Origin of the sequence: Vibrio sp. Isolate33 (assembly GCF_022397895.1) — a bacterium.
Lineage (GTDB): Bacteria > Pseudomonadota > Gammaproteobacteria > Enterobacterales > Vibrionaceae > Vibrio > Vibrio pomeroyi.
This window is the reverse complement of the sequence record NZ_JAKEUP010000003.1, coordinates 273,810-287,293: the sequence shown is the minus strand read 5'-3', so window position 1 is coordinate 287,293 and position 13,484 is coordinate 273,810. Positions and strand designations below refer to the sequence as shown.

At 44.5% G+C, this 13,484-nt stretch carries 12 protein-coding genes; 10 read left to right on the top strand and 2 right to left on the bottom strand.

All coding sequences use genetic code 11. The features are described from left to right. The first annotated feature begins 295 nt into the window (after nucleotides 1–295). The 10 genes from L1D37_RS07900 to L1D37_RS07860 all read left to right on the top strand — a co-directional run bounded on the left by L1D37_RS07900 (nucleotide 296) and on the right by L1D37_RS07860 (nucleotide 10,565). Nucleotides 296–1,732, top strand: a complete 1,437-nt coding sequence (locus L1D37_RS07900; protein WP_239847484.1) for an APC family permease — start codon at nucleotides 296–298, stop codon at nucleotides 1,730–1,732. Between the two features lie 16 nt (nucleotides 1,733–1,748). Then, the gene (gene aguA / locus L1D37_RS07895) at nucleotides 1,749–2,840 is read left to right on the top strand and encodes an agmatine deiminase (RefSeq protein ID WP_239847483.1); all 1,092 of its coding nucleotides are present in this window, start codon (nucleotides 1,749–1,751) and stop codon (nucleotides 2,838–2,840) included. 175 nt (nucleotides 2,841–3,015) lie between these two features. Then, complete coding sequence (argF, locus tag L1D37_RS07890) at nucleotides 3,016–4,062, top strand: ornithine carbamoyltransferase (protein ID WP_017078525.1); 1,047 nt, start codon at nucleotides 3,016–3,018, stop codon at nucleotides 4,060–4,062. Nucleotides 4,063–4,237: 175 nt separating this feature from the next. Then, entirely contained in the window at nucleotides 4,238–5,503 is a 1,266-nt protein-coding gene (locus tag L1D37_RS07885) for a RidA family protein (RefSeq protein WP_239847482.1), read from the top strand. Nucleotides 5,504–5,679: 176 nt separating this feature from the next. Next, nucleotides 5,680–6,663, top strand: a complete 984-nt coding sequence (locus L1D37_RS07880) for an HAD family hydrolase (protein ID WP_239847481.1) — start codon at nucleotides 5,680–5,682, stop codon at nucleotides 6,661–6,663. Between the two features lie 157 nt (nucleotides 6,664–6,820). Next, nucleotides 6,821–7,516, top strand: a complete 696-nt coding sequence (locus tag L1D37_RS07875) for an aspartate/glutamate racemase family protein (protein ID WP_239847480.1) — start codon at nucleotides 6,821–6,823, stop codon at nucleotides 7,514–7,516. Nucleotides 7,517–7,737: 221 nt separating this feature from the next. Beyond that, nucleotides 7,738–7,860, top strand: a complete 123-nt coding sequence (locus L1D37_RS24015; RefSeq protein WP_258182976.1) for a hypothetical protein — start codon at nucleotides 7,738–7,740, stop codon at nucleotides 7,858–7,860. A gap of 223 nt (nucleotides 7,861–8,083) precedes the next feature. Continuing rightward, entirely contained in the window at nucleotides 8,084–8,956 is an 873-nt protein-coding gene (locus L1D37_RS07870; RefSeq protein WP_239847479.1) for a radical SAM protein, read from the top strand. Between the two features lie 282 nt (nucleotides 8,957–9,238). Further along, nucleotides 9,239–9,475 (top strand): YdcH family protein, encoded by a 237-nt coding sequence (locus L1D37_RS07865; RefSeq protein ID WP_017631507.1) that lies wholly within the window; start codon nucleotides 9,239–9,241, stop codon nucleotides 9,473–9,475. 193 nt (nucleotides 9,476–9,668) lie between these two features. After that, the gene (locus L1D37_RS07860) at nucleotides 9,669–10,565 is read left to right on the top strand and encodes a LysR family transcriptional regulator (protein ID WP_239847478.1); all 897 of its coding nucleotides are present in this window, start codon (nucleotides 9,669–9,671) and stop codon (nucleotides 10,563–10,565) included. A 102-nt stretch (nucleotides 10,566–10,667) separates the two neighbouring features. Here L1D37_RS07860 and L1D37_RS07855 read toward each other — a convergent pair whose 3' ends face one another. Together L1D37_RS07855 and glpD are read right to left on the bottom strand one after the other, a co-directional pair. Next, entirely contained in the window at nucleotides 10,668–11,477 is an 810-nt protein-coding gene (locus L1D37_RS07855) for an SDR family NAD(P)-dependent oxidoreductase (RefSeq protein ID WP_239847477.1), read from the bottom strand. A 255-nt stretch (nucleotides 11,478–11,732) separates the two neighbouring features. Beyond that, the gene (gene glpD / locus L1D37_RS07850) at nucleotides 11,733–13,292 is read right to left on the bottom strand and encodes a glycerol-3-phosphate dehydrogenase (protein ID WP_239847476.1); all 1,560 of its coding nucleotides are present in this window, start codon (nucleotides 13,290–13,292) and stop codon (nucleotides 11,733–11,735) included. Nucleotides 13,293–13,484: the final 192 nt, after the last annotated feature.

Here is a 13,484-nt window from a genome sequence, read left to right as displayed (position 1 = left end):
GTACTCAATATTTGATGTTTTTAGTCACCTATATGTCACAGAAAGCCTTAATTATCTCTAAATTAACTAGATATGTGATCTTGGTTTTGAAATAGAAAATGTATTTATTAATCGAATGGTTATTGACCAAAATCAAGTATTCCGACTTTTATCATTATAAATCTAATATTTGTTGGGTTTATTTTGTTTTTTACCCGAATTCGTTTGTGCAAAACCGATATTCAATTCTCATCCCAGTTCACTTCATCGCTTTGCCGTTTAATTAATCCCGAATTAGAGATTAAGGAGCTAAGAGATGAGTAACGAAACGCAAGGAAAAATGGGGGTTACGGGAATTGCACTCTTTACACTGTGTGCAGTTTTGGTGGTCGACACATTAACCGCGTCAGCCAGTATTGGTGTCAGTGCCATTGGCTGGTGGGTGTTAATGCTGGTCTTCTTTGTTATCCCATACGGCTTAATTACTTCTGAATTAAGTACAACCTATCCAGGTGAAGGTGGTATTTACGATTGGGTAAAACAAGCCTTCAACTTTAAATGGGCAGTCAGAACAACATGGTTTTATTGGATTAACGTTGGCTTATGGATGCCAGCGGTATACATCATGTTTGCAGGCATGTTTGCCGAACTCTTTATGCCGGGCCTGTCTTTATGGGGCCAAATCGCCATCTGTATATTACTTACCTGGCTAACAGTTTGGATTTGTAATGTGTCAGCCGACATAGGTGTTTGGGTTACGAATATCGGCGCGGTACTAAAAATTATCGTGATCAGCACATTAGGTGTAGGTGGTTTCATCTATGCGATGAAAAACGGTGTTGCCAACGAATTTACGCTACCCGCAATGATGCCTTCATTGGATTCAGCTGTCTCTTTCTTACCAGCGATTGTGTTCAACCTAATGGGTTTTGAACTGGTTGCGACTATGACTAAAGAAATGAAAGATGTTCGCGACATGCCTAAGGCTGTTTTCCTTTCTATCGGTATCACCGCTTTCTTATACATCTTCGGTACGGTAGGCATCTTGATGGCGCTGCCTGTCGAAAGCATTGGCTTAGTATCGGGCCTTATCGACACCTTCAAAACACTCTTTGGTGGTGGCGTGTTTGGCACAGCCATGGTCTATATCTTCGGAACTTTCGCTCTGTTAACGCTTATCGGCAACATGGTGAGCTGGACAATGGGTGCTAGCCGAGCTGCAGCAGAAGCCGCTCAAGAAGGTGAGCTTCCAGCGCCTGTCGCGAAAGTATCAGAGAAAGGTTCCCCAGTTGGTGCAAACAACATCACAGGTACCGTATCAACGGTCGTTATCCTGTCTTACGCACTGTTTGCACAAGGGAATGATGATCTGTTCTGGTCGATATTTGCTTTCTCTAGCTGCATCTTCTTACTTCCTTATCTGTTCATGTTCCCAGCATACCTAAAGCTTCGTGTGGTTGATGGTCAACGTGAACGTCCATTCAAAGTACCGGGTGGTATGGCGGCTCAGTGGGTTATGTCCATTGTTTGTTTCTTCGTCATCCTTCAAGCCGTGATTTTATTTATTTTCCCTGAGGCGCTTGATCTAACCGTTGCTGATTGGGGATACACAGGACCTGTTTTGATTGGCGTGATTGCCACCGTTCTCGCTGGTGAGTGGATTCTACTCGGTGCGCTAAAGCGCAAGAAACAGCAAGGCTCGGACGACAACGACGCTGCCGATTCGCAAGATAAAAAAGAAGCTCAAGCATAATTTAGGGGACATAACGATGAAAAAACTGATTGAGACTACTCCAAAACATGATGGCTTCAGAATGCCGGGGGAACACGAGCCACACAGCGAAATTTGGATGGCTTGGCCAGAGCGTACCGACAACTGGCGCAATGGTGCAAAACCAGCACAAGCGGTCTTTGCAGACGTTGCTACCAAGATAAGCCATACAACACCAGTCACCATGCTAGCGAGCTCTGAGCAATACGATAACGCGGTATCCCGTTTACCTGAGGACATTCGAGTGTTGGAAATCTCGACGGATGACTCTTGGATGCGCGACATCGGGGCGACTTATGTTGTTGATGACAGCGGTGAACGCCGAGGTGTGGATTGGGAATTCAATGCATGGGGCGGGTTTGTGGATGGGTTGTATTCACCGTGGAACCGCGACAACCAAGTCGCTCAAAAGATGTGTGAAACCATTCGTGACTCTCGATACCGCGCTCCAATCGTTCTTGAAGGTGGCTCAATTCATGTTGATGGCGAAGGCACGCTCTACACAACAGAAGAGTGCTTATTACACGAAAGCCGCAACCCAGACATGAGTAAAGGAGAGCTGACGGAAGTGCTTTGCGAACACCTCAATGTTGAGAAAGTCATTTGGCTGCCTCGTGGTTTATACAACGATGAAACCAATGGTCACGTCGACAATATTCTCCACGTCGTGAAGCCGGGTGAAGTCGTTCTCACATGGTGCGATGACAAGAACGATCCTCAATATGAGATCAGCAATGAAGCCTATGACTACCTCACCAGTCAGACCGATGCAAAAGGGCGTCAGATAAAGGTACACAAACTGCCAATGCCAGGTCCTCTATTCATGACCGAGGAAGAAGCGGCAGGTATCGATATCGCAGACGGAATGGAGCGAGAAGCGGGTGAGCGTTTAGCGGCGTCGTATGCCAATTACCTGATTACCAATAACCAAATTGTGTTGCCGTTATTGGATAAACGCTACGACAACGATGTTATCGGGATCTTAGAAGATATTTATCCCGGTTACGAAGTGAACGGCGTTCCAGCTAGAGAAATTTTGTTAGGTGGCGGCAATATCCATTGCATCACCCAACAAGTGCCAAGAGTTTAGTTGGAACAATAAAACCAATTTATAAATAAAAATCGAAAGAAAACAAAGGCTTAACAAAGTCGTTAACACCAATATTTAATCCAAACGTAGCGGTTCTTGAAAGTGATGGCAGGTATTCGAAATCAAATCGAACGGAAAAAACCGCACACAAAATTATGAAAAATAGGAACTTATTATGAAATTACCTTCTTCTAGCGCAACTGAACTAAACAAAGCAAACCTAGAGCACATGGTTTCCATGAAAGACTTCTCTGTAGAAGAGATGGACAACATGATGGAGCTGATGACTCACCTGAAACAGGCGCGTAAAGACAATGCAATTCCACCTCTGTTTAAAGGCAAATCAGTAGGGATGATCTTCGAAGCGGGTTCTACTCGTACACGTGTTTCTTTCGAGGTGGCGGCAACATTGCTGGGTGGTCACGCACTATTCCTATCTCCAAAAGATATTCACTTAGGTGGCAAAGAGTCGATTGATGATACGTCTCGTGTGTTATCACGTATGTGCGACATCATCATGGCTCGTACCAATAGCCCTGAAACACTCGATGGCCTACTTGAAATGTCGACAGTGCCAGTAATCAACGGCCTTGATACGCGTTTCCACCCAACTCAAATGCTAGCGGATCTCTACACGATCAGAGAGCACATCACAGATGGACGTAAACTGTCAGACCTCACATTGGCATTCATGGGTGACGCGACAGATGTGTGCCGCTCTTTGATGCTGACCTGTGCTAAGTACGGCATGGGCTTTAAGCAAATTGGTCCTAAGAAATACCACATGGAGCAAGAGTGGATCGATATGGCGCTGAACTTCTGTGAAGAGTCTGGTGGCAAGATTGAAATTACCGATGATGTAGAGCGTATCAGTGATTGTGATGTGGTGTACGGCGACAGCTTCTACTGGGTGACACAAATGGATGAGAAGGAAGAGCGCCTTGCGGCATTCATGCCTAACTATGTGATTACAGAAGAGCTAATGGCTAAGGCTCGTCCGGGCGCAATGTTGCTGCACTGCCTACCTGCGAATGACAAAGAAGAAGTGACTCGCGGCGCACTAGAAAGTGAATACTCAGTGGCGTTCGATGAAGCAGAAAACCGACTCACTGCTCAGATGGCGATTTTGGTGTACTTCACACATAAAGATGCGGTTATCCCAACACAAGAAACCGTTAAGCATCATGAAGAAAAAATCAGTAGCTTCTTAAGCACTCTGTAGGGGTTTATTTGTGGGGGCGTAAGAGCCTCCACTGTGATGCTCGAATTAAGCTGAACCAATATTTATCACGATTTATTGGTTCGGCTATTTTTGTACCTTTTATTTTGAAATGTCGGTAAACACGCAGCTAATTGGCTCTATCTGACATCAATACTCGAATAGGAGATGTATCGACATGAGTGCCGATATTATTAAAGTTTCAAGAAACACTGAAGATGCACCATTGAGCCCTTTCTCAACACAATCAGTGGCATTTTCACACTACAATAACCTCTCTGCTCAATTACCGATTGATCCTAAAACAGGTAGCCTGATCCCAGGCTCCTTAGAAGATCAAACAAAACAGTGCTTATTAAACATTCAAGCGATTGTGGAGAGCATTGGACACCGCATGCACGATGTTGTGAGAGTAAACATATACTTGAAGAACATTGCGGATCTTGACTCAGTGAATGAAATCTATGCGTCTTTTTTCCAACACTATGTACCCACATGCACGACACTCGCGGTAGCCGATTTACCGCTAGAAGGTGCTCATTTGCAAATGGATGCGGTGATCTCGAATGGTGAAGGTACCTATCCTCAAGCGGCTTGTGAGTTAGTTAAAATCGCAAGAAACACCCAACACGCACCAGTCAGTTCTTTATCAACTCAGACGGTGGCTTTCTCTCACTATAACCATATTTCAGCCCAACTACCGATTGATCCTCAATCGGGCAATATCGTTGTTGGTGGAGCCAAAGAGCACGCTATTCAATGTCTAAAAAATATCAAATCGATTTTGGAAAATGTTGATGTTCCACTAGACGACATTGTGAAGGTGAATATCCATGTGAGAAGTTTGGATGACCTTGCTGCCATCAATGAAGTGTATACCACCTTCTTCCCTGACTCTGCGATTGCAAGAACCGTCGGCTATATGCCAGCGCGCTCGGTGACGGTTGCAGAAGGCTTAGCGATGGGAGCGCTAGTACAGATGGATGCGACCGTTTCACACGGCGATGGCACACCACCACAAGCGGTTGAAGATCGCCATGGAATAGTGATTAAGGCAAACAATACCAAAGCTGCGCCAATCAGTGAGATCTCAACACAAACCGTGGCTTTTTCTCACTACAACAATATCTCTGCCCAGTTGCCGCTTGACCCTAGAATTGGCGCAATTGTGACGCATGGTGCCAAAGAGCAGGCGATGCAGTGCCTCAATAATATTAAAGAAGCGGTTGAGAGCGTTGGACATGTCATGGATGACATCGTGAAGCTTAATATCCAACTAAGATATATGGCTGATTTAGATGTACTCAATGACGTTTGCACGCATTATTTTGACGGCCCATTGCCTGCGCGCACGGTTATCGGTGTTTCTGATATTCCTATGGGGGCTTTGGTGCAAATTGATGCCATCGCTTCCAATGGTGAAGGCACTCCGCCTAGCCTTTAAGCTTTCAATTTAGCGTTAAAACAATGAGGGTCGGCTGTGAGGTCAGCCCTCGTTTTACGTCTGTACCAAGAGCAACATAAACACTGGTTATAGTGTTCATAAGTGGAAAATCAGAGTAGACCAACTAGGATGAATTACATTAAACCCGGTAATTAATTCAACAACATGGTAGTGCTATGAAGAAAATAACCCTTTTGTCAGTCGCGATTTTATCCAGTATCTCCTTCTCATCTTTTGCTAAAGATTGTGACCCTACATTGCTGCCTTCTTGGAAAGACAGTGAGAGTAAATCCGCCATCGTCGACTTTGTTGGCCAAGCCACCAAAGCTGAATCCGATACGTTTGTGGCAATTGAAGATCGCATCGCCGTGTTCGATAACGACGGTACGCTTTGGTCAGAAAAGCCATACTACTTCCAACTGGCCTTTGCGCTAGACCGTGTAAAAGAGATGGCGCCTGAACACCCTGAATGGAAAACAGAAGTACCGTTTAAGTTTGTACTTGAAGGGGATATTGAGAGCGTTCTGGGCAGTGGTGAAGAAGGGTTATTGAAAATCATCATGGCGACACATTCAGGTATGACAGTTGAACAATACCAGCAAGACGTTAAGCAATGGTTGGCGGTAGCAAAAGACGAGCGCTTTAATAAAGCGTACACAGACCTAACTTACCAGCCAATGAAAGAGATGCTGACCTATCTGCAAGAGCATGACTTTAAGACTTACATCGTGTCGGGAGGTGGCGTTGACTTCATGCGAGCGTGGGCTCCGCAAGCTTACAACATTCCTACAGAACAGATCATCGGCAGCGCGCTCAAATACAATTACAGCTACAACGATGGCAACCCGACCGTGACCAAAGATTCGTCCATTTTGACGATTGATGACAAAGCCGGAAAAGTCACCAACATTCAGCATATTATCGGTAAGAAGCCGATTCTAGCTGTGGGTAATTCAGACGGCGACCAAGCGATGATGCAGTGGGCAACCAGTCAACCAAATTCAATGGCAATGATTGTTCATCACACCGATGCCGAGCGTGAGTGGAAGTACGATCGCGAATCCCATGTTGGTAAGCTTGATAAAGCACTCGACGAAGCGAACTCTAGAGATGATTGGACGCTGATCGACATGAAATCTGATTGGTGTGAGGTGTACTAACACCTAATTTATTCTTGATTCATAAAAGCTCGGATTTTTGATTCGAGCTTTTTTGCTAAATAGCGAAGGCTTCGTCTCATTTTAAGCAAGAACGTACTATAAATTTTCAACGTATGACGCTTTAATCGGGATAGTCAGAAATTAAAGGAATAGAAAAATGAAAACGATCGGTTTGCTTGGTGGTATGAGTTGGGAGTCGACAGTGAGCTACTACAAATCCATTAACGAGGGTGTGAAAGCTACCCTTGGCGGGCTCAACTCTGCAAAGGTTTGTATGTACAGCGTGAACTTCGATGAGATAGAAAAACTGCAACACCAAGGTCGTTGGGCTGAGACAGCAGATATATTATCGGACGCGGCTTTATCGGTAGAGAAGGGCGGGGCGGACTTCATCCTTATCTGTACCAATACCATGCATAAGGTTGTGCCTGAAATCGAAGAGAAGATCACGATTCCTATTTTACATATCGCCGATACCACCGCGCAGAAGCTGTTAGAACATGGCGTTAAGAAAGTCGGATTACTCGGTACGGCTTTTACGATGGAGCAAGATTTCTACAAAGGGCGTTTAACCGAAAAATTCGGTATCGATGTTGTTATTCCAGATGAGAGTGACCGAAAACAAGTCCACGACATCATTTACCAAGAGTTGTGCCGAGGCGAAGTAAAAGAAGAGTCTCGCACTATCTACAGTCAGATCATTGAGAAGCTAAGCCAGCAAGGGGCAGAAGCCGTTATTCTAGGCTGTACTGAAATCGCTCTCCTGATTCAACAGCAACACACCGATGTTCCTCTGTTTGATACCACGGCTATCCACGCTGAGGCGGCGGTACGCTTGGCGACGAGTGACTAGAATCTAGCTATTATTTTGGTTCCATAACTGTCCTCTTTTCGCTTTTGTGTAATTTTTATTCATAGGAGTGAAAGTTTTTTGTACAAAAGCAGGTCGTTAATTAATGAAGCGATGCTTTGTTCATTAACCAAGGCTTTATCGGCAGGTAAGGCTTTAGTTAATGGCTGAGGTATCCGCGCTTTTAAGCACTATGCTTAGTCATGACCAAAAGAGGATTTATTATGAAATGGCTTATCTTATCTGTAACGCTATTATTCGTGGCAGGATGCCAATCGACGGGCTCTCAAGAAGCACAAGTTGGTGACGACATGAATCGAGTTCATACTCAGGGGTGCAGCAGCTAATCTTTTTTTGTGGCAACACCTTTTCAGCTGCTCCGATAGCGCCCCCTATAAAAGATCCAATCAAGAGTTACCAATATGAAGCCTTGTGTTCTCACAAGGCTTTTATTTTATACAAAATCTAAAAACTGATTCGACTATATTGCGGATTATCAATGAATATTGGTGTTGATAAACTCTGTTTTATTCAAGCACGCTCTCGTGCTTATAGACCGGAGAAACCAATATGAATTACGAGGGAAAAGTATATCGTCCATGGACAGAGGCGAAGAGCATTCTTATTCAAACCACATTAGGTTGCAACATCAACACGTGTACGTTCTGCAATATGTTCAGCGATAAGCGATTCAAGGTTCGTGACATCGAAGATGTGTTTAAAGATATCGAAGAAGCGCGCCTGATCTATCCTTATGTTGAATCGATTTTCCTTATTGATGGCAACGTGATGGCCGCTCGCACAGATTACCTTCTTAAGATTTTGGATAAGCTTCGTCATACCTTTCCTGAAAGCAGAAAAGTATCGCTTTATAGTGGCCTGAACGATTTCCGTCGTAAAAGTCTGAGCGAACTTAAAGAGCTTAAGAGTGCAGGCCTAACCATGGCTTATGCGGGTCTTGAGTCGGGTGATGCGGTTGTGCTCGACAACATTAAAAAGCGCATGACCCCAGAACAAGCGCTTGAAGGCATGGCTCTGGCAAAAGAAGCCGGCATTGAAACTTTATTGTCGTTCATCTTTGGTCTTGGTGGCCGTGATCGTTCACGTGAGCACATTGTCGAAACCACAAGATTATTGAACATCATGAAGCCTGAACAAATTGCGCCAATGGCGTTAGCGATTCAGCCTGGCACTGTGATGGAACAAGAAGTGAAAGACGGCAAGTTCATTATGCCGACTCAACTTCAGATTCTGGAAGAAGAAAAGTATCTGCTTGAGAATCTAAACATCGACACTTTCTATTGGGGTGACCATGGTAATAACATCGTGACTCAGAAAGGCTTCTTGCTGGATTCTAGAGAGCAATTTTTAGCGAAGGTGAACCATGCAATAGCATCAAACCCGATGGCTAAAGATAGCGTTATTCAGACGTTTGCTTGGTAGCGTTTATTTAAAAGCGATACCTGCCAACAAAGCGACAAAGATAAAACAATACAAATGGAAGTAGTGTTTGTGAAGCGTGATGATCGCCGTGAACCTACTTTCGTTACTGAGACAATTCAAAATCAACAAAGCCATTTTCTAGGTACATGTTGTAAATTTGTGAATCTGAATTGTCTATATTCTATGCTGTGTACTGGATCTCATTTGTTATTTGAGTCCCTTGCTAAGGTAAATAATGAATATGTGTAATACCAATCACTTTACTCAACTTAAGAGGTTTCTATGCTAGGTGAAAATCATTCTCTTGTTCACGAATTTCCTGAAATGAAAGATAAAATTGCTGAGCTTGTTAAAACTGACGATGGCTTTGCAGCAGACATGAAGACGTACGACAACCTTGATAAAGAGATTCGTAAGCTTGAGCTGAAAGATTCACCCATTGATGACGGCTCGATGCACCAACTAAAACATGATCGTTCGGTACTGAAAGACGCACTGCACGCTCGCTTAACTGCTTAATCAGTTGGCAATTTGGCTTATCAGCTAAATGGCGAATTGCAGATTTAGATACTAAAAACTCCTTCGGGAGTTTTTTCGTTTGGGCTCAATAACATGCCCACAATTAAACAGAGTTAATACGTTGTATTGTTATGTGAATAACGCATAATGAGGGTTACTGGTACACGATTTTTAAGATTTTATTGGTAATCACATGAATATTGAACACCTCAAATTGTTTGTTCGTTTAGCTTCGACACATAACATCAGCATGGCTGGCCAAGAGCTGGGTTTGTCGCCTGCGGTCGCTAGTTCACACATCAGTAAACTAGAAGACAATTTGGGCGTTCGCTTAGTGCACCGCACCACTCGTAAAGTGTCTTTAACAGAGGAGGGGGAAGCATTCTTACCTCACGCTGAAGAGGTGTTATCGAGTGTTGATGCTGCCAAGTCGGCGGTTGGTGTGGGCTGTGACTCTCCAACCGGAACATTGCGCGTTACCGCTTCTGCATCTTTTGGGCGTTTGCATCTTGTGCCTGCTTTACCTGGATTCTTAGAACGTTACCCAGGTTTAAAAGTCGATTTCAGACTGTCAGACTCTATGGTCGATCTTGTAGAAGGCGGCTTCGATATCGCGATTCGTATCTCTGAACTGAAAGATTCGACACTCATTGCTCGCAAGCTCGCAACAGACAAGCGTGTCGTTTGTGCATCGCCAGATTATCTCATCAAATACAGTAAGCCAGCCACGCCTCAAGATCTTAATGACCACCAGTGTATTAGTTTGATTGGCTTAGAAAGTTGGACTTTCCACACTGAAAACGGACCTAAAACGATTAAGGCTTCAGGATCTTTTAGAGCGGATAACGGCGAAGCGCTGCGTGATGCGGCGTTAGGTGGTATTGGTATTACGGTGACGTCGAATTGGTGTGCGTACGAACAGCTGAAAAGCGGTCAGCTGATTCAAGTGTTGGAAGATTACCCACTCACTTCTGAAGCGGCGATTTGGGCGGTGTACCCAAGCACAAGGTTGCTTGCGCCTAAAGTGAGAGCCTTTATTGACTACTTCTCTGAGTATTATGGCAATCCGCCGTATTGGGAACAAAAGTAGAGTCAGATAGATTTAACGAAAAAGCCCAGCATGACTAAGTTATACGTTAGTCACGCAGGGCTTTTTTCTTGGAATCAGACAATCAATTGAGCTGAGCTGTCATTAAGAAAGCGTTGCTGCGATGATCTCATCAATTTTAGCGACAACTTGCTGTGATTTATCACCGTAAATGGCATCTGGGTGCGGATTAGCAAAGGTGTTGTTGTCGTTATCAAAGTACTGACCGCCCGCTTGTGCGAACTCGTCAGATAATGATGCGCGAACAAGAATATCAGAACCAATGCTTAGGTCGCCGCCTGCAATGCCGTACGCGTCTTTCACCATTTTACTGCCCAGTAACGAAGCTGGGTTTACCGCAACAACCATAGGGCCTGTAGAACCTAGCTCTTTTGCCATTTCACGAGTCCACATGGTGATCGCCAGTTTACTTTGTGCGTAAGCGTCGCCATCAGACATTGGTTTCTTGCCTTCTAGCGCTTCAATGCTCACTGCGGCTTGCGCTGCTGAAGATAGGTTAACCACGCGGCTAGATGAGCCTAACACTGGCAGCAGGCGCTTGGTTAGGTGATACGGTGACACTGTGTTTACAGCAAAACGAACATCTAACCCGTCTTTAGTGATTGGGTTTGGAGTGTTGAACACACCAGCGTTGTTGATCAGTACATCAATCTTATCGTGCTCAGCAATCAATTCATCAGCTAACGCATCCACATCAGCCAAAACAGACAAGTCTGCCACGTAGCTTTGAATTTTTGCTTCCGTCGAAATAGCCACAAGCTGCTGCTCAACGTCTTTGAGTTTGCTTGGGTTACGTCCATGCAATAAAACGTGGTGACCTTGTTGAACGAGTACTTTTGCAGTTTCGAAGCCGATACCGTCGGTAGAGCCTGTGATCAGAATAACTTTTTGCATGGAATAGATTCCTTATTAAAGCGCTGACATCGCGAGCGTTTTTAAATGTGTTGTTTCGTTGAGATAAAGAATAGCAACCTTTTACGAAGTTGATAATCAACGGGATTAATAAAACACTATTTAGATTTTATTGAAAATGGAAGTGCGAACAACGTCTCACTCAGAGCGGAATAGCAGACAATAAAAAAGCTTAGCGCGGGGGACGCTAAGCTTCGTGATAATCAGGTTTTTGAAATGTATTGTTGGCTGGTGGAATTAGCCTACTTGAGAAAAGCTCACGACTTTGCTTTGGAGCTTCTCTTTTAAGTAATCGGACACGGCTTGCTGCTCTGATTCGCTCATGTACAGGCCAAGCTTGGTTCTGCGCCACAAGATGTCTTCATCTGTCATCGCCATCTCTTCATTGATCAAGTAATCGATCTCAGCTTGATAAACGCCATGTGCTTCACTCGAGAATTTAATGCCAAGGTCAGCTTCGCTGGTTGCCCCTTCCAACAGATTCCACGTGTAAGTACCAAATTGAGTGACATAGCGAAGCAACAGCGCTTCTGATGCCCAAGGGTATTTGGTGTGAATCATGGTCGCCAGTTGTTCTCTGCTGCAGCTGAAGTTACCACCTGGTAGCGTGTCGTTAGCTGTCCAAGGTGCGCCCATGTGTTTCAAGTAAGGTTGCAGTTTGTTCAGTGCTGCTTCACCTAGCTTACGGTAAGTCGTTAACTTGCCGCCAAAGATCGAAAGCAGCGGTGCTTGATCCAGCTCTGCGTCCAATTCTAATGTGTAGTCACGAGTGATTGCTTGTGGAGAGTCAGATTCATCATCACAAAGCGGTCTTACGCCACTGTATGTCCACACTACGTCTTCACGACCAAGTTGCTTAACAAAGTGCTGATTAACGATATCAATCAGGTAATCCACTTCTACATCGTCGATAGCCACTTCGCGCGGATCACCTTTGTATTCAAGGTCGGTAGTACCGATGATCGAAAATTTGTCTAGGTAAGGGATCATGAACACAATGCGATTATCTTTGTTTTGCAGAATGTACGCTTGTGGTTCGTCATGAATGCGTGGCACAACAATGTGCGAGCCTTTGATCAAACGAATATTACGTGGAGACGCCTGCTCTAAACCATCATCGAAGAACTGTTTCACCCAAGGGCCAGCAGCATTAACAAGCGCTTTTGCTTTTCGCTCGAAGCGTTGGTTTGTCATCACATCAAGAATCGTTACATGCCAAACATCGCCTTCACGGTGCGCTTTTTCAACTCGGCAGTAGTTACGAACTTCTGCGTTATTCTCTTTCGCCGCTAATACGTTCAGCAATACCATACGCGCATCATCTACCCAGCAATCTGAGTATTCGAAACCGGTTTTCATCTCTGGCTTTAGTAAACCTGATTTCGCCAAGTTCACTGTTTTACTACCAGGAAGCGTGGTGCGTTTACCCAAGTTATCGTAAAGGAATAGGCCACAGCGGATCATCCAAGCTGGGCGTAAAAATGGTCGATGAGGTAAACGGAAACGCATTGGTTGAGCAACATGAGGTGCTTTTCTTAGCAATACTTCGCGCTCGGCCAGTGCTTCCGAAACCAAACGAAACTCGTAGTGTTCAAGGTAACGTAAGCCACCGTGGATAAGTTTTGAACTTGCAGACGATGTCGCAGAGGCGAAATCATTTGCTTCGTATAAACCAACGTTTAGACCACGACCTGCTGCATCTGCCGCGATGCCTGCACCATTGATGCCGCCGCCGATCACGATTAAGTCTAGAGTTGAAGATGTACTATTTTTTGAATTATTTTGTTGAGCACTCATGGTTTTGACCTCTTGCTGAGCGAACGAGCATTTTAGAACATAATTGAATCCTATATTAACTTTCGTTTGCGGTCATTTATTATTTTCGTTTATGCGCGTTTTATGTGATTTGCGCATAAAAAAACCTCTGCTTATGAAAGCAGAGGTTCAAATAAAACTTATTCGAGCATAGAAGTGACATGAACAGGGATC